The sequence below is a fragment of the Streptomyces sp. NPDC102279 genome (assembly GCF_044766365.1).
Taxonomy (GTDB): domain Bacteria; phylum Actinomycetota; class Actinomycetes; order Streptomycetales; family Streptomycetaceae; genus Streptomyces.
The window spans coordinates 302,639-319,075 of record NZ_JBIWLU010000006.1 but is presented as its reverse complement, the minus strand read 5'-3'; the positions used below and the strand labels follow the sequence as shown (position 1 = coordinate 319,075).

The window sequence follows — 16,437 nt, the reverse complement described above, 5'->3', positions numbered from 1 at the left end:
CGGCGCCCGGTCCGACCACGGGCCGCTCACCCCACGGCGGCCCGGCGCGTCGCGAAACCGATCAGCGCCGCCACTGCGGCGAGCACGGCGACGCTCGTCAGGGCCGTCGGCAACGAGTACCAGTCGGCCATGAACCCGATCGCGGGCGGCCCGAGCAGCATGCCCCCGTATCCGAGGGTGGAGGCGACGGCGATGCCGCTCGCGCCCGCGAGGGCGCCGGCCCGTTCGATCGCGACGGGGAAGATGTTGGCGAGGCCCAGTCCGGTGACCGCGAAGCCGAGCAGTGCCACCCACACGGACGGGGCGAGCGCGCCGAGCAGCATGCCGAGCGCGGCCGTCGTGCCGCCCGTCACGAGCGTGCGGGTGCGGCCGAGCCGTTCGAGCAGCGTCGTCCCGCTCAGCCGGCCGATCGTCATGGCGAGGGCGAAGCAGGAGTAGCCGGCCGCGGCGATCCCCGGGTGGGCCTCCAGATCCTGCTCCAGGTGGAGCGCGCCCCAGTCGGCGAGCGCCCCCTCGCCGTACGCCGTGCACAGGGCGATCAGGCCGAAGACGACGACCAGGCCACGGGTGCGGCCCTCGAGGCGCCGGGGTACCGCTCTGTCGTCGCTCCGGGGCCGGTCGGGGGGTGCGGGCATGTCGTGCCGCAGCAGGGCGGGCCCCGCGAGGGCGATCACGAGCAGGCCGATGAGGGCGAGGGCCAGCAGGTGGCGCGTCGGTGACAGATGGGCGGCCACCAGCCCGCCGAGTCCCGCCCCGATCATGCCGCCCATGCTGAACGCCGCATGGAAGCTGGGCATCACCGGGCGCCGCAGCGCGGCCACGAGATCGACGGCCGCGCTGTTCATGGCGACGTTGATCCCGCCGTAGGCCATGCCGAACACCAGGAGCACCGCGGCCAGCGCGGCCGCCGAGTGGGTCAGCGGCGGCAGGACGACGCTGAGGCAGAGCAGGACGGCGCAGGCGAGCGTGACGGGGCGGCTGCCGTAACGCCGGCAGAGCTGCCCGGTGAAGACCATGGTCACGACGGCCCCGGCGGAGACACCGAGCAGGGCGAGGCCGAGCGAACTGGCCGAGGCGCCGGTCTGCTCCTTCACGGCCGGGATGCGGACGACCCACCCGGCGAAGACGAATCCGTCGAGGGCGAAGAAGGTGGTGATCGCGATACGGAGGCCGGTGAGGGTGGGATCCGGCACGACACTGTGCGGACGGGTTTTGTTTATTAGCGGCACAAACTCACGTTAGGCCGCTGCTCCGCTCAGAGCAAGGGAAGAAGGGGAGCGTCGACGGGGTCGGCACCGCGTTCCGCGCGGACCGGCGGGAGCCGGAAGGCGGCCCGGGCCGTCACCGCTCGGGTCGCCCGGAAGTCCGCGGTTCGCCGTCCCACCCGCCCGGACGGCGAACCGCGGTCCCGCCGGCGGGGTCAGGCCGCCGGAGCCGGGTACGTCGGGTACTCCACCCCGGACACGTGCTGCACCACGCGGATGACCTGGCAGGAGTAGCCGAACTCGTTGTCGTACCAGAGGTAGAGGATCGCGTTGTCGCCGTCCACCTTGGTGGCGCCCGCGTCGACGATGGAGGCGTGGCGCGAGCCGATGAAGTCGCTCGACACCGCGTCGGGCGCGTTGGTGAAGTCGATCTGGCGCTTGAGCGGCGAGGTCAGCGAGACGTCACGCAGGTGGTCGAGGACCTCCTCGCGGGTCGTCTCGCGGCCCAGGCGCAGGCTCAGGATCGCGATCGACACGTCCGGCACCGGTACGCGGATCGAACTGCCGGTGATCGGCGCGTCGAGGTCGGGCAGCGCCTTGGCGACCGCGGAGGCGGCGCCGGTCTCCGTGATGACCATATTGAGCGGCGCGGAGCGGCCCCGGCGGTCGGAACTGTGGTAATTGTCCAGCAGGTTCTGGTCGTTGGTGAACGAGTGGACCGTCTCCACGTGGCCGCGCAGGACGCCGTACTCGTCCGCCATCGCCTTCAGCGGCGGCACGATCGCGTTGGTCGTGCAGGAGGCGCAGGACAGGATCTGTTCGTCCGGCTTGATCATGTCGTGGTTGACGCCGTGCACGATGTTCGGGACGTCGCCCTTGCCCGGCGCGGTCAGTACGACCTTGTCGATACCGGGGCGCAGGTGGTTCGAGAGACCCTCGCGGTCGCGCCACTTGCCGGTGTTGTCGATGAGGATGGCATCGCGGATGCCGTACGCCGTGTAGTCGACCTGGGACGGGTCGTCGGCGTAGATGACCTTGATCTCGTTGCCGTTGGCGATGATCGTGCTGTTCGCCTCGTCGACGGTGATCGTGCCCTGGAACTGGCCGTGGATGGAGTCGCGGCGCAGCAGCGAGGCGCGCTTGACGATGTCCTGGGCGCCGCCGCGGCGCACGACGACGGCGCGCAGCCGCAGGCCGTTGCCGGAGCCGGTCTTCTCGATGAGCAGGCGGGCGAGGAGGCGGCCGATCCGGCCGAAGCCGTAGAGGACGACGTCGCGGCCCTCGCGGCGCTCGATCTTGTTGTCGCCCGTGGCGCCGGATACCGCCTCGGCGGTGAACTCCTCGACCGACAGGCCGCGGTCGTCCGTCCGGTAGGTCGCCGCGAGCATCCCGAGGTCGATCTGCGAGGGCCCGAGGTCGAGCGCGCTGAGCGTCCGCAGGAACGGCAGCGTGTCGGTGACCGAGAGCTCCTCCCCGGCGATCTGCCGGGCGAAGCGGTGGGTCTTGAGAATGCTGACCACTGACTTGTTCACCAGGGAACGGCTGTGCAGGAGGATCGTGACGTCCTGCTCCCGGTGCAGCCTGCCGATGATCGGGATCATCGACTCCGCTATCTCTTCTCGAGTCTTCCAGTTGGTGAACGCGTCGTCGTTGACAGTCACAGAATCATCTTTCGAGCTAGGTGGCGCTCATATGCTAACCCGCTCTCTCGGGGTGATCGTTCACGCGGTGTCCACTCGCCCGGAACCCGGGGCTCGGGGTGACGTTCGCGAACCTGGTGGGCGGTGCTCCGCCGGCTTGCCGGTGATCCCGTGAAAGCCGGTCGCCGGTTGCGGAAAGTCCGCGTCCGCCGTTCTGGACTCTTTCATTGCGGTAGGCACCCTTGACAGCGTGCGTACTGTTTCGCGACGTTTGAGCCCCGCCGGTCGATTCGGATCTCGGCGCTCGACCGGGGGGCGAGTCGCAGTGCGGCGCGGAACGGCAGACATCAGGAAAGTGGCAGGACGCGGACAGCGCGTCATGGGGGGGAGCTGTCGCCCATGCGATCCATCAACGAAGATCCACACGCCCCAACGGCCTGTGTTGTGACCGGTACGTCTCTCGCAGCACCCACGGAAGGGCGGTTGATCTGAGGTGGAGATCACGAACCACAGACTCGACGGCTTGAGTGTCCCGCTGCGCGAGGCCTGGCACCGGGCGATGGAGGAGTCGCCCGAGTACGCCAATCCGTTCCTGGCACCCGAGTTCGCGACGGGGGTCGGCAGATTCCGGAAAGGCGCCCAGGTCGCCGTCCTGCACGAGGGAGGGGAGCCCGTCGGGTTCCTGCCCTACGAGCGCAACATCCTCGGGGCGGGCAGAGCCATCGGCCTCGGACTCTCCGACTGTCAGGCACTGGTGCACAGACCGGGGATCACCTGGGACGCCCAGGAGGTGCTGCGCGCCTGCGGGTTGTCCATCTTCGAGTTCGATCATCTCGTCGAGGAGCAGAAGCCGTTCGGCAGGTTCGTCACGGGGACGTTCGCCTCCCCGGTCGTCGATCTGAAGCCGGGGGACAGCGGCTATCCGGAGTGGCTGCGCAGCGCCTACCCGGGACAGGCCAAGACGACTCTGAAGAAGGAGCGGCGGCTCGCCCGCGACGCGGGTGAGGTGCGGTTCGTCTTCGACGAGCGCGATCCCCGGATGCTGCGCACGCTCATGCGCTGGAAGTCCGCCCAGTACCGCAGGACCGGACGGATGGACCGCTTCGCGCGGCCCTGGATCGTGGACCTGGTGGATCACCTCTTCGACGTCCGCGAGGAGCACTTCACCGGTGTGCTGTCCGTCCTCTACGCCGGGGACAGGCCGGTCGCCGCCCACTTCGGACCCAGGTCCCGCAGTGTTCTCGCGGCCTGGTTCACGGCGTACGACCCCGAGTTCCACCGCTACTCGCCCGGCCTGATGATGCACCTGCGGACCGCCGAGGCGGCCGGCCGGAACGGCGTCAGCGTGCTGGACCTGGGGCGTGGGGACAAGGAGTACAAGGACTGGCTCAAGACGCGCGAGCTGCGCGTGGCCGAGGGCTTCGCCTATCGCCCCCACCCGGTGGCGGCGGCGCACCGGCTGTGGCGCCGGCCCGTGCGGGGCCTGCGGAACACGGTTCTCGCCCATCCCGAACTGCGCGACCCGGCCGACCGGCTGCTCAAGACGGTGGGCAACCTGCGTGCCTCGGGCCGCGCGGGGTCCGGCGCCGGACCGCGCGGGAACTGAGGGGCGGGGGGGAACGGGAGCACTGGTGCGGAGGCGCCGAGGCCGTCCCGCCGAGGCCGCCTCCGCACGCCGGCCCGGACCGGCCGGGCCTCGCGTGTCCCGAGCGTCCACGGGGGGAATGACGGGCGGTCACGGCCGCGACGGGTGCCGAGGGCCGTGACGAAAGTCGGGTGAACGCCCGCTGCCGGGCGCCGGATCGGGCGACGACGTGCGCGGTGCCGGGCAGGGGACGGTGCGAGGAGGCGCGTGGTGCCGCCCGTCGGATCGGCTGACGGGAGGCGCGGTGCGGGGCTTCGGATCGGGCGGCGAGGTGTCGTGCCGGCCGTCAGACCGTGACGACCTCGACTCCCGCCTCCTCGAACTGCCGTACCGTCGCCGGCGCCACCGACACGTCGGTGACGAGTGTGCCCACCGCCTCGGCAGCGCAGATGCGGGCGAACGCGCGCTGCCCGAGCTTGCTGGAGTCGGCGGCGACGATCACGCGCTCGGCGCGCTCGCACAGAAGACGGTTGATCGCGGCCTCCGCCTCGTCGTGCGCGGCGGCACCGTGGGCCGCGTCGAAGGCGACCACGCCGAGCACCGCGACATCGAGGGTGATCTGCCCGAGCACGCCGTCCGCGAGAGGGCCGATGAGTTCGTAGGACTGGGGCCTGGCCACACCACCGGTGACCACGATCTTGAACTGGGGGCGCACAGCCAGTTCGTTCGCGATGTTCAGGGCGTTCGTGACGACGGTGAGCGCGGGGGAGCCCGATGCCAGATCCGGGCGCACCGCCAGGGCGCGTGCCACCTCGGTCGTGGTCGTGCCGCCGGTGAGCCCGACCGCCTCGCCCGGAGCGATGAGGTCGGCCACCGCCTTGGCGACACGCTGCTTCTCGGAGGCGTGCCGGGCCGTCTTGTAGCGCAGGGGGAGTTCGTAGGAGACCCCGTGGACGACGGCGCCGCCCCGGGTGCGCACCAGCATCTGCTGTTCCGCGAGCTGGTCGAAGTCGCGCCGGATGGTCGCCGCCGACACCTCCAGCAGGGTCGCGGCCTCCTCGACGTCGAGGCGGCCCCGCTCCACCAGCAGTTCCAGCAGCACTTTCCAACGGGCGTCGCGCGACATCCGCCTCTCCCTTGCTCGTTCCTTCGCGACCTTAGCGCACCCCACCTCACCTCAAATGCTTGATTGTGCTTGAAAGGTCGCTATATCTTGCAGGAACAAGCATCAGTGGGAGGGGTACGGCATGACCCATGTCGAGGACGAGCTGAGCAGCCAGCCCGAGTGCTGGATCCGCGCCGCCCAAGAGGCGGCCGGACACGGGGCCGCGCTGCCCGCGGCGGGGGAGCGGGTCGCGATCGTGGGGTGCGGCACCTCCTTCTTCATGGCGCAGGCCGTGGCCGCGCTGCGGGAAGGGTCCGGGCAGGGCGAGACGGACGCCTTCGCCGCCTCGGAGTACCCGGGGGGCCGCTTCTACGACCGCGTGATCGCCCTCACCCGCTCCGGGACGACCACCGAGGTGCTGGAGCTTCTCGGTCGCCTGCGCGGACACACCCGTACGACCGCCGTCACCGCCGACCCGCACACCCCGGTGATGGAAGCGGCGGACGACATCGTCGTGCTCGACTTCGCCGACGAGCGGTCCGTCGTGCAGACGCGGTTCGCGACCACCGCGCTCACCCTGCTCCGGGCCCACCTCGGCCTGCACACGGACGCCGTCGTCGCCGACGCGCGCACCGCGCTGGAGACGCCGTTGCCCGAAGGGCTCGTCGACTGCGCGCAGTTCACCTTCCTCGGCCGCGGCTGGACCGTCGGCCTCGCGAACGAGGCCGGGCTCAAGATGCGGGAGGCGTCCCTCGCCTGGACCGAGGCCTACCCGGCGATGGAGTACCGCCACGGCCCCATCAGCGTCACCACCCGCGGCACCGCCACCTGGATGCTCGGTGAGGCACCCGACGGCCTGGCCGAACAGGTCCGGGAAACCGGCGCGTTGTGGGTCGGCGGCGGACTCGATCCGCTCGCCGAACTCGTCGGCGCCCAGCGCCTCGCCGTGGCCGTCGCCGCGGCCAAGGGCCTCGACCCCGACCAGCCGCGTCACCTCACCCGCTCGGTGATCCTGAGCAACTGACGCTCACCCACTCACCCACCGAGAAGGAGGAGTTGTGCCCCTCGCAGCAACCGGTGAGCTGGTCGCCCGGGCCGCGGCGGCGCGGACCGCCGTCGCCGCGTTCAACGTCATCACCCTGGAGCACGTCGAGGCCGTCATCGCGGGAGCCGAGTCGGCCGACGCGCCCGTCGTCCTCCAGGTCAGCGAGAACGTCGTCACCTACCGCTACGGCCGGCTGCTCCCGCTGGCCCGCGCCGCCACCGCAGCCGCCGAACGCGCCGCGATCCCCGTCGCGTTGCACCTCGACCACGTGCAGAGCGACGACCTGCTGCGGCAGGCGCCCGGAGCCGGGTTCAGCTCCGTGATGTACGACGCGTCCCGCCTGCCCTACGAGGAGAACCTCACCGCGACCCGGGCCGCCGCCGACTGGGCCCACGCCCAAGGGCTGTGGATCGAAGCCGAGTTGGGTGAGGTCGGCGGCAAGAACGGCGAGCCGCCGCGTGACGCGCACGCACCGGGCGCCCGCACCGAACCCGGCGAGGCCCGCGCCTTCGTAGGCGACTCCGGGGTCGACGCCCTCGCCGTGGCCATCGGCAGTTCGCACGCGATGACCACCCGCACGGCCGCTCTCGACCACGGCCTGCTCAAGCGGTTGAGCGCGTCGCTCGGCGTCCCGCTCGTCCTGCACGGCTCCTCAGGGGTGCCGGACGGCGAACTGCGGGCGGCCGTCGAGGGCGGCATCGCCAAGGTCAACGTCGGCACCGCGCTGAACATCGCGATGACCGCCGCCGTCCGGGAGTTCCTCGCCGCGCACCCCGAGGCCGTGGATTCACGGAAGTACCTCAGCGTGGGGCGGGAGGCCATGGCGCGGACGGTGGCCGGACTCATCGGCGTTCTGCGGGGTTCCCTCGACGGATAGGCGACGCACGGCGCCCTGACGGGCGACGAACACGAAAGCAGGGCCTCCCGCCGCTCGGGTGACGATCCACCACGAGCCGCGCGGGAGGCCCTTTCGCGTGCCCGGCCCGGACCGAGTTCCGCATGCGGCCGTTCGCGTGGGTGACAACGTGGCTAGTGTGAACAAGTATGAGAGAAGGCCGAAAGGGCACGGCAGGCTCGCGCGTGAGGCACCCTTCTGGAGGCCTCTCGGGCAGGCGTCCCCATACCCCGTTGACGCGAGGAGCAGGAGTTGGCGGTGATTCGTAGAGGGCGGAGCCGACACCGGACCCAGCGCGCGACTGCGGCGTCGACCGACCGGCTCGTGGCTGGTTTCCGCACATCGGCGGGGGGTGCGGGACACTTGCGCGCCGATGGCGGCAGTGAACCGGCGGCTTCCGAAGGGACGTTGGATCGCGGGACGCGTGAAGTCGCCGCACGGCCAGGGTCAGTGGGCTGACGTGAGCGGACTCATCTACTACCTCGCCGCCGCCATCCTCTGGACGGGGCTCGCGGCTCAGCTGCCCGACCTGTGGCGCCACAGGAGAGACCCCCTCAAGCAGTCCTTCTGCGCCGTCATCCTCCTGTCGGGACTCTGCTTCGTACTCGGCGCGCCGCCCACCGTGGCCCTGGTCAACGGTCTGACGGGGATACCCAACGTCGCGGCACCCCTCGCCTATGCGACGGTGACCGCCTTCAGCGCGGCATCCCTCATCCTCATCGTGCACTGGCGGGGCACCGATCCCGTCCGGGTGCGCCGCACCGCCCGCGCCTGGCTGTTCAGCTACCTGGGGGTGATCGCGGCCCAGGGCGTCCTGTTCGCACTGGGCGACACCCCTGTCGAGCGCCGCGCGGACTTCGACACCTACTACGCCGCGACGCCGTTCATCCGCGAGATGATCGTGCTCTACCTGGCGGCCCATCTGGTGGCCGCGGTGACGACGACCGTGCTGTGCTGGCGCTGGACCAGGCAGGTCAGACGCTGGGCCCGCAGGTCGTTGGCCCTGCTCGTCGTGGGCTGGCTCTTCACCAGCGCCTACGGAGTCGTCAAGTTCGTCGCCCTGACCGCTCATTGGCTCGGGCACCGTTGGGACGGCCTCAGCACCAGCGTCGCACCCCTGGTGGCGGTCGGCGCGTGCCTGGTGTCGGCGGGCTACATCCTTCCCGTCGTCGGACCGCGCGTCGACTCGGCCATCACCTTCGTCCGCCTGCGCCCGCTGTTCCGGCTGTTGGCCGGGCCCACCGGTGGCCGGCGCTTCGTCGCGCCCCTGTCGTGGCGGACCGTCGGTGACGTCGATCTGCGGCTCACCGCCCGGGAGACAGCCATCCGGGACGGACTCAAGCGGCTCGCCGGTCAACTCGACGACCAGGTCCGGCGATGCGCCTACCGGGAGGCGCTCGCCGCCGGATTCCGTGCCGCGGACGCCGAAGTCATCGGTATGGCCGCGATGGTCGCCGTCGCCGCGCTGGCCGAGGCCCCGTCCCGTGCCGCGGAGACCGGCACGGTCGGAATCACGGTCGGCGACATCGACGTGGTGGTGTCGGTGAGCGCGTTCATGAGACGTTCCGGCACCGGAACAGGGGCGCTGGACACGGGGCAGCCGTCGTTGCTGAGCCTGTCCAGGGCCGTGCGCACCCCCATCGTCGACGCCGCGGTCCAGTCACGGAGGACCACGGTGCGTCAGCCCTGAACGGGCCCGGCTTCGCCGGCGGTTCGCAGGGTCCGACCGGAAGGCGCCGCGGCGGGGACCGGCGCGGCGCCTCGCCGTCAGGCGCCGGAGGCGTCGACGCCGTCGAGGAAGGCACTCTCCTCGGGCGTCAGCGGTGGCCCCGACAGAGGTTCCAGGACGGGCCCCTTGAGGGTCGCGAGCAGGAGACGCGGGTGGACGAGACGGCTCGCGTCGGCCTGCAGAGTGGTGACCGCGCACATGGCGGCGGACACCTCGTACGAGGTGGTGGCCACGCGCGCCATCCGGCCCATGTAGCGGCTGAGGATCCGGTCCACGAGCGTCGGGGCCTTGCCGATGACGTCCGGGAACCACTGGTCCTGCGAGGTGCTCAACGCGTAGGCGGCCGCGACGGACCGGGCGGCGTCGCGCTGGACTCCGCGGGCGAAGCCGGGTGCGGCGAGGTCGGCGTCCTGAAGCCGGCGGCTCAGGGCCAGCGCGCCCAGTGCGGCGACGGACATGCCCTGTCCGTAGACGGGGTTGTAGGTGGCGACGGCATCGCCGAGGATCACCAGCCCCTCGGGCAGGGCCGCCTTCTCGAAGCTACGGCGTCGGTTGCGGGTGCTGCGGCTGAGGGACACCTCGCCGAGCGGCTCGGCGCGCGAGATCAGCCGCCCGATGACCGGATGCCGCAGATCCAGGGCGAAGCGCGTGAACTCCTCCGGATCCGCGGTGGGTTCACCGCCCCGCGTGCCTCCGAGACTGACCAGCCAGCGGTTGTCCTCGATCGGCACGAGGGTTCCCGAGCGTCCCGGCAGGTTGTCGACCGGGTCCGCCCCGACCTGGGTCAGGGGAATGGTCTCCGCACCCGGCGGGATGCGGAACACACGGCTGGCGTAGACGAGACCCGAGTCGACGTCGTCGCTGGGTGTCCCCGTCACCCCGAGCGTCTCGAGCCACTGCTCGGCCCGTGAGCCCCGGCCGCTCGCGTCGACGACGAGGTCGGCGTCCAGTTCCTCCTCGTCGCCGCCCGCCACGACGCGTACACCCGTGACGCGCCCGGCGTCGCCCAGCAGGGCCACCGCTTCGCCCTGGCGCACCGTGACCCGGGTGGTCCTCAGCACGGCGTCACGGATCGTCCAGTCGAGCAGGTCACGGCTGCAACAGGTCAGCAGCAGCTCGTCGGTCACCTGCGGCCACCGCCGGAACCAGCCCTGCGGGCCGAGGCCCAGCATGCCGGTGAGGGACTGCTCGCGCGCACCCGCGGCGAGCAGTTGCTTGCGGATGTCGGTCCCGGGAAGGAGTTCCTCGATGGCCGCGCGGCCGCTGGGCAGCAGGATGTGCGCGTGCCGTGCCTGCGGGAGTCGCCTGCGCGGCCGTGGCCCGTCCGGGAGTTCGTCGCGGTCGACGACGGTCACCTCGTCCACGGACCTGGACAGGGCCGCGGCGGCGAGCATCCCGGCCACGCTCCCCCCGATGACGACAGCACGGCGCGACATGGTTCCCCTAGTTGTCATGGACGTTGCATGAGTGGGCGAACTCACCCTACGTTCGCGCGAGTCCATGTTCATCGGAGATCGGAAAGTGCACCGGTTCAGTCGGAGCGGAGGAGCGCCGCCTGCCACCGCGAAGCGCGGGGTTGCCCCTTACGTGGGGAAACGGCAGGGCGACCGGGCGGCGTGGGTGGTTCCCGCGACCGATGCCGCCCGGGTTGCCCCGGACCGCCACTGGTACTTTTCCCCCGTGCGCGAGACGGAGCTGTACCTCCGTGAGCCGCCCGGCGTGGCCGGTGTCGGCGTCGGTGTGCACGGTGTCGCGAGTGCCACGGACGTGTTCCGGCTGCCGGAGCTGTGGCAACTGCATCTTTACCGGTACGAGGCCGAGCTGACCGTCGACGGCACGGTGCACGTCGTCCGGCCCGGCCGGGTCAGCCTCGTGCCGCCCGGTGCCACGGTCCGTTTCCGCTACCGGGGTCGCTCCGAACACCTCTACGCGCACTTGCGGATCACACCCACGGGCCCACCGAGGACCGTTCCCGTCGTGCAGGACGCCGGCCCCGGACTACCCCTGCTCTCGGCCTTGTTGCTGAACGCCGTCGCGGCGGCCCCGGCGGAGCCCGACCGCACCCGGGCGGAGATCTGGGCCGCACTGTGGCGCGTCGCCGACCTCGCGCCGGCCGCCGCGACGCGACCCGGACCGCACCCCGCCGTCGGCACCGCGATCGCCCACATCGAGGCCCGTCTCGCCGCCCCGCTGACCATCCCGGAGGTCGCGCGCGTCGCCGGGATCTCCCACAACCACCTCACCCGGCTGTTCCGCGCCGAGACGGGCAGCACCGTCGTGGCGTACATCCGCCGGCGCAGACTGGAGCGCGCCCATCACCTGCTGCGCGCCTCCACCCTGTCCATCCCGGCCGTGGCCGCCGCCGTCGGCATCCCCGACCTGCAGGCGTTCAACAAGGCGTGCCGGCGTGAACTCGGCGCCCCGCCCCGGGTTCTGCGCGGCGCTACCGGCTGACGTCCTTCTTCACGGCTCGCAGGATCACGAACTTCGCGTCCCCGGCGACGAGTTCACTGTTGCCGAAGAGCCGGCGCAGCTTCAGGTGGTAGCCCAGGTGGCGGTTGCCGATCACCCACAGCTCGCCGCCGGGCCGCAGCGCGTCGCGGGCGTCCGAGAACATCCGCCAGGCGGTCGTGTCCGTCGTCGCCTGGTGCGAGTGGAACGGCGGGTTGTTCACGACGAGATCGACACTTGCGGCGGGGACACCCGCCAGACCGTCGGCGACGCGGAACTCGGCGTCTCCGTCGGCGTTCGCCCGGTACGTCGCCTCCGCCGAGGCGACCGCCTGGTACGACTCGTCGACGAAGAGCACGTCGGCGTCCGGATTGGCGAGCGCGATCGCCGTACCGACCACTCCGTTCCCGCAGCCCAGGTCGACGACGCGCTCGGAGCCCCGGCTGCGCGGCAGGTGCTGAAGGAGGAAGCGGGTGCCGATGTCGAGCCGGTCGGCGCAGAACACGCCCGCGTGGTTGACGACCGTGCGCCCGGAGACGATTCCGATGTCCTCGGGCAGCCGGTAGCTGTACGGCCAGGGGTTGGCCTCCCGGGCGATCCCCGGCAGCGGGGTGCAGAAGATGAGCCGGGCCTTCTTCTCGGCGAGCGAGGTGCGGGTGGGGCCGAGGATCCGCTCGAAGAGCTGCAGCGTCGAGGTGTGGATGTCCTTGACCATCCCGGTGCCGACCACGACGGTCCCGTCGTGCACCGCGGGCGCCAGCCGGTTCAGCTGGTCCTCCAGCAGGGCGAGGCTCCTCGGCACCCGGACCAGCAGCACGTCGATCCGCTCGGGCGGCGGGTCCTGGGTGGTGAGCAGCCGGACCGCCGACTCGTCGGCGCCGGCCCGCGCCAGGTTCGCCCTGGTCGCCTGCTGGGCCAGGTGGGAGTCGGTGATCTGCGTCGGCGTGGCCGCGGACAGCGCGGTGGCGAGCGCGCCCCACCGGTCGCCGACGATCACGACGGAACCCGTCAGAGCGGTCCCGCTGTCCGCGAGGTGCCGGAGCAGATAGGTGTCGGCGGCGTCCCACGCGCGCAGCGGGTCGCGGGGGTCCTCGGGAAATCGGGCGAGCTCGTGGTCGCCCCAGGGGGTGGTCATACGGTCGGTCATCGTGGGTCAAGGCTAAGCGACACAGGCGGGGGAGGTTGCGCGAGGATGGAGGCATGTCGATGGACGCGGAGCTCTTCCCCCGCAGCCGTCGGGAGATCGCGCCCGGCGCGGTCCACCTCCCGGACTGGCTGGACGCGGGCCGCCAGCGGCTGCTCCTGGAGGACTGCCGCGCCTGGGCGAGGCCGCCGGCCGGCCTGCGCACGGTCCGTACCCCCGGCGGCGGCACGATGACCTCCCGGCAGGTGTGCCTGGGCCTGCACTGGTACCCGTACGGCTATGCCCGCAGGGTCGTCGACGGTGACGGTTCCCCGGTGAAGGCGTTCCCCGACGAACTCGGAGAGCTGGCCCGCGCGGCGGCCGTGGACGCCCTCGGCGGGAGCGTGCCAGGCGCCGACGGACCGGCGTACGACATCGCGCTGATCAACTTCTACGACGCCGAGGCGCGCATGGGCATGCACCGGGACAGCGACGAGTCGTCCGACGCCCCGGTGGTGTCCCTCAGCCTCGGAGACACCTGCGTCTTCCGGTTCGGGAACACGGAGTCCCGGACCCGGCCCTACACGGACGTCGAACTGCGCAGCGGTGACCTGTTCGTGTTCGGCGGCGCGTCACGGCTCGCGTACCACGGAGTGCCACGCGTGTACGGGGGCACGGCACCGCCCGAGTTGGGGCTGACCGGCCGGTTGAACGTCACGCTCCGGGTCAGCGGGTTCTGAGCGGAGCCCGCGGCGCCGTGTAGTCCGCCCGCCGGGCCGGCCGGGCGGCGAGCGGTGGACGGGGACGTCCGGCTCGGCCCGGCGCCACGCGCCGCACGGGCCGTGGTGACCGGCCGGGCCACCGCGGGAGCGGATCATGGGAGACTCACCCTCATGAACGGCAAGGCGGGCCCCCGGACGGCGGGGGACGGGAACACGCGGACGCGGCTCGACCGGGGGCGCGGGGCGCTCGGACCGGCCCTGGAGCTCGTGCACACCGGGCGTGCGCCGACGCGTGCCGTGCTCACCGCCGAGCTGGGAGTCACCCGGGCGACCGCGGGCGCCGTGGCCGCCGAGCTGGAGGCGCTGGGGCTGATCCGCGTCGACGCCCGGCCCGGCGCCGCCGCCGGCTCCCAGGGGCGCCCCTCGCATCGCCTGGAGGTCGCCGAGGACGGGCCCGTCGCGCTCGCCGCGCAGGTGCACGCCGACGGGTTCCGTGCCGCGCTGGTCGGCCTGGGCGGCCGGATCGTGGCCACCGCGCCCGGCTGCGAGGCGGTCGACGCCGATCCGGCGAAGGTGCTCGGCTCGGTCGTCGAGGCCGGCGCCGAGCTGCTCCGGGCAACGGGCCGCCGCTGCGTCGGCGCCGGTCTCGCCGTGCCGTCCGCCGTCGCCGAACCCGAGGGACTCGCTCTCAACCCGCTGCACCTGGCGTGGCCCGCCGGAGCTCCCGTCCGGCAGATCTTCGCCGAGCGGGTGCGCGCGGCGGGCATCGAGGGACCCGCGTTCGCCGCCAACGACGTCAACCTCGCCGCGCTCGCCGAGCACCGGCACGGAGCGGGCCGCGGCGCCCGCGATCTGCTCTGCGTGGCCACCGGACACCGCGGCGTCGGCGGCGCGCTCGTTCTCGACGGCCGCCTGCACACCGGCAGTTCGGGGCTCGCCCTCGAAGTCGGTCACCTCACCGTGAACCCCGAGGGCCGTCCCTGCTACTGCGGCAGCCGCGGCTGTCTCGATGTCGAGGCCGACCCGTTGGCCTTCCTCACGGCCGCGGGCCGTGCCCCCGGCCCCGAGGTGTCGCTGCTCCAGCAGTCGAACGAGCTGATCCGCGACGAGTACACCGATCCGTCCGTGCGCCGCGCCACCGAGGCGCTCATCGACCGGCTCGGCCTCGGGCTGGCGGGCCTCGTCAACATCCTCAACCCGGACCGCATCATCCTCGGCGGCCTCCACCGCAGCCTGCTGGACGCCGACCCGGACCGGCTGCGCGCCGTCGTCGCCGACCGCAGTCTGTGGGGCCGCAGCGGTGTGGTGCCGATCCTCGCCTGCACGCTGGACCACAACAGCCTGGTGGGCGCTGCCGAGTTGGCGTGGCAGCCCGTCCTGGACGACCCGCTGACGGCCCTGTCCGCCTGACCGCCGGCCGTCGCCCCGCTCAGGAACGCCAGGCAACGCCGAAGGCGCGTGCCGGATTGCCGGTCAGGATCCGGTCCACCAGGTCCTTTCCCAGGGCGTGTTCGAGCCGGGGGCGGACGCGGCGCAGCAGATACGGCATACCCGGGCCGCCGTCGACCGACCGGGCCGCCGCGGTCGTCGTGTCGCCACCGAGCAGCAGGCGTTCTCCGAACCCGGCTTCGGCCAGGGCGTGTACGGCGTCCGGCATACGCCAGTCGGTGGCGTGGTTGGCATGGGAAGGGCCGTCGAACGCCAGGTAGGCGCCCGCCTCGGCGGCCTCGCGCTGGACCACGAAGTCCGGCGAACGGTTCAGGTGTCCCAGGATCACGCGGTGCGGCGGCACACCCAACTCCCCGCACAGCAGGTCGAGTACGTCGAGTGCGGCGGTGCCCAGCTCCAGGTGGACCGCGATCGGCGCGCCGGTGGCGTGGTGGGCCTCGGCCGCCGCCGTCATCGTCCAGCGGGCGTGCGCGTCCACCGCGTGGAAGGCGCCCGCCACCTTGATCAGCCCGGCACGGACACCGGACGGACCGATGCCCGAGGTGAGTTCTGAGACGAAGAGGGCGGCCAGTCCGCCGCGCAGCCGGCGCAGCAACTCCGGTGCGTAGTGGGCTGCCTGGTGCAGTCCGGTCGCCGCCACGATGTGCACCCCCGTGTCGCGGGAGAGCAGCGGCAGATCGGCGGCGCGCCTGCCCAGTCCGTACGGCGTCCACTGGACCACACCGGCGCCGCCCTGTTCGCGGAACGCGGCCAGCTCGGCGCGGGCGGCGGACGCGTCCCGCAGTTCCTGGCCCGGCAGTCGGGGGCTGCCGAAGAAGAGGTGGTCGTGCGCGTCGCACACCCCGAGGGTCTCGGGAGACAGGTCCCCGAGCACCGTGCGGACGGTCGCGGCCGGGCTCACCACTGCCGTCCACGGGGGAGCGACTCCCGCTCCGGCTGCGAGAGATGGAGCACCTGGAAGACCTCGCCGGGCGCCTTGGGAGAGGCGTCGGCCCAGAGCGAGAAGTGGACGATCTCCCAGTGGCGCGGATCGACGGCGGCAGCCGCGCTCACCACCCCGTCCAGGGACGCGAGCCGCGCGGTCTCGCGCACCGCCTCCGCCATCGCCTCCGCCAGTTCCACTCCCTCGGCGACGGGCCGACGGGCGCGGACCGCTGTCACGGCCGCCGATCCCTGTGCGCCGCCCTCCTCGTGGGCGAGTCCGGTCCAGTGCTGGACGACGGGGCGCCCGAAGTCGTTCACCAGGCCCTGGAACGGCCCTCCCCAGAGGAAGGAGTTCATGCCCTCGGCGGTGTTCCACAGATAGAACGGCGCGTACTGGTTGACCGGGGAGCCGTCGACCCCGCGCTCGCGCATCAGATACGCCTTGAACCCGAGGCCGTCCCACGCGTCGAGCAGATGACCGACCCGGGCGACGCGGTCGCGGACGACGGTCATGTCGTAGTCGGCGGGGAGCGTGATCTCGTACTGCATGGCGTGCATGGCGGT

General features: G+C 72.2%; 14 protein-coding genes. 7 read left to right on the top strand and 7 right to left on the bottom strand.

The annotated features are described in order from the left end of the window. Positions 1-26 precede the first annotated feature (26 nt). Both ACIRQH_RS16985 and ACIRQH_RS16980 read right to left on the bottom strand, forming a co-directional pair. Entirely contained in the window at positions 27-1,193 is a 1,167-nt protein-coding gene (locus ACIRQH_RS16985) for an MFS transporter (RefSeq protein ID WP_388870387.1), read from the bottom strand. Between the two features lie 227 nt (positions 1,194-1,420). Continuing rightward, positions 1,421-2,866, bottom strand: coding sequence for a glyceraldehyde-3-phosphate dehydrogenase (locus ACIRQH_RS16980; protein WP_358820462.1), 1,446 nt, complete (start codon positions 2,864-2,866; stop codon positions 1,421-1,423). Between the two features lie 472 nt (positions 2,867-3,338). On the opposite strand from ACIRQH_RS16980, the gene ACIRQH_RS16975 reads away from it, so the two are divergent. Continuing rightward, positions 3,339-4,451: a GNAT family N-acetyltransferase gene (locus tag ACIRQH_RS16975; protein WP_404226430.1), complete on the top strand. Its 1,113-nt coding sequence runs from the start codon at positions 3,339-3,341 to the stop codon at positions 4,449-4,451. Positions 4,452-4,776: 325 nt separating this feature from the next. Here ACIRQH_RS16975 and ACIRQH_RS16970 read toward each other — a convergent pair whose 3' ends face one another. Beyond that, on the bottom strand, positions 4,777-5,556 hold the full coding sequence (locus tag ACIRQH_RS16970; protein ID WP_388870382.1) for a DeoR/GlpR family DNA-binding transcription regulator: 780 nt from the start codon (positions 5,554-5,556) through the stop codon (positions 4,777-4,779). Positions 5,557-5,677: 121 nt separating this feature from the next. Between ACIRQH_RS16970 and ACIRQH_RS16965 the strand changes: the two genes are divergently transcribed. The 3 genes from ACIRQH_RS16965 to ACIRQH_RS16955 all read left to right on the top strand — a co-directional run bounded on the left by ACIRQH_RS16965 (position 5,678) and on the right by ACIRQH_RS16955 (position 9,165). After that, complete coding sequence (locus ACIRQH_RS16965; protein WP_404226428.1) at positions 5,678-6,559, top strand: SIS domain-containing protein; 882 nt, start codon at positions 5,678-5,680, stop codon at positions 6,557-6,559. A 34-nt stretch (positions 6,560-6,593) separates the two neighbouring features. Continuing rightward, positions 6,594-7,457, top strand: coding sequence for a ketose-bisphosphate aldolase (locus tag ACIRQH_RS16960; RefSeq protein ID WP_388870376.1), 864 nt, complete (start codon positions 6,594-6,596; stop codon positions 7,455-7,457). A gap of 478 nt (positions 7,458-7,935) precedes the next feature. Beyond that, positions 7,936-9,165 (top strand): MAB_1171c family putative transporter, encoded by a 1,230-nt coding sequence (locus ACIRQH_RS16955; RefSeq protein ID WP_404226426.1) that lies wholly within the window; start codon positions 7,936-7,938, stop codon positions 9,163-9,165. Between the two features lie 77 nt (positions 9,166-9,242). Here ACIRQH_RS16955 and ACIRQH_RS16950 read toward each other — a convergent pair whose 3' ends face one another. Beyond that, complete coding sequence (locus tag ACIRQH_RS16950) at positions 9,243-10,658, bottom strand: FAD-dependent oxidoreductase (RefSeq protein WP_388933431.1); 1,416 nt, start codon at positions 10,656-10,658, stop codon at positions 9,243-9,245. Between the two features lie 226 nt (positions 10,659-10,884). Between ACIRQH_RS16950 and ACIRQH_RS16945 the strand changes: the two genes are divergently transcribed. Further along, the gene (locus ACIRQH_RS16945) at positions 10,885-11,658 is read left to right on the top strand and encodes a helix-turn-helix domain-containing protein (RefSeq protein ID WP_404226424.1); all 774 of its coding nucleotides are present in this window, start codon (positions 10,885-10,887) and stop codon (positions 11,656-11,658) included. Here ACIRQH_RS16945 and ACIRQH_RS16940 read toward each other — a convergent pair. Next, positions 11,648-12,802 (bottom strand): methyltransferase, encoded by a 1,155-nt coding sequence (locus ACIRQH_RS16940; protein ID WP_358820470.1) that lies wholly within the window; start codon positions 12,800-12,802, stop codon positions 11,648-11,650. The two genes, ACIRQH_RS16945 and ACIRQH_RS16940, sit on opposite strands and share 11 nt — an antisense overlap. 59 nt (positions 12,803-12,861) lie before the next feature. Here ACIRQH_RS16940 and ACIRQH_RS16935 point away from each other — a divergent pair, with 59 nt between their 5' ends. Beyond that, a complete protein-coding gene (locus ACIRQH_RS16935) occupies positions 12,862-13,518 on the top strand; it encodes an alpha-ketoglutarate-dependent dioxygenase AlkB family protein (RefSeq protein ID WP_404226583.1) in 657 nt (218 codons plus the stop codon). A 153-nt stretch (positions 13,519-13,671) separates the two neighbouring features. Then, complete coding sequence (locus ACIRQH_RS16930) at positions 13,672-14,910, top strand: ROK family protein (RefSeq protein WP_358820471.1); 1,239 nt, start codon at positions 13,672-13,674, stop codon at positions 14,908-14,910. A 19-nt stretch (positions 14,911-14,929) separates the two neighbouring features. Here ACIRQH_RS16930 and ACIRQH_RS16925 read toward each other — a convergent pair whose 3' ends face one another. Together ACIRQH_RS16925 and ACIRQH_RS16920 are read right to left on the bottom strand one after the other, a co-directional pair. Continuing rightward, complete coding sequence (locus tag ACIRQH_RS16925) at positions 14,930-15,850, bottom strand: phosphotriesterase (RefSeq protein ID WP_388870364.1); 921 nt, start codon at positions 15,848-15,850, stop codon at positions 14,930-14,932. After that, entirely contained in the window at positions 15,847-16,431 is a 585-nt protein-coding gene (locus ACIRQH_RS16920) for a DUF4865 family protein (RefSeq protein ID WP_388933434.1), read from the bottom strand. The genes ACIRQH_RS16925 and ACIRQH_RS16920 overlap by 4 nt, the downstream gene beginning before the upstream one ends. Between the last annotated feature and the right edge of the window lie 6 nt (positions 16,432-16,437).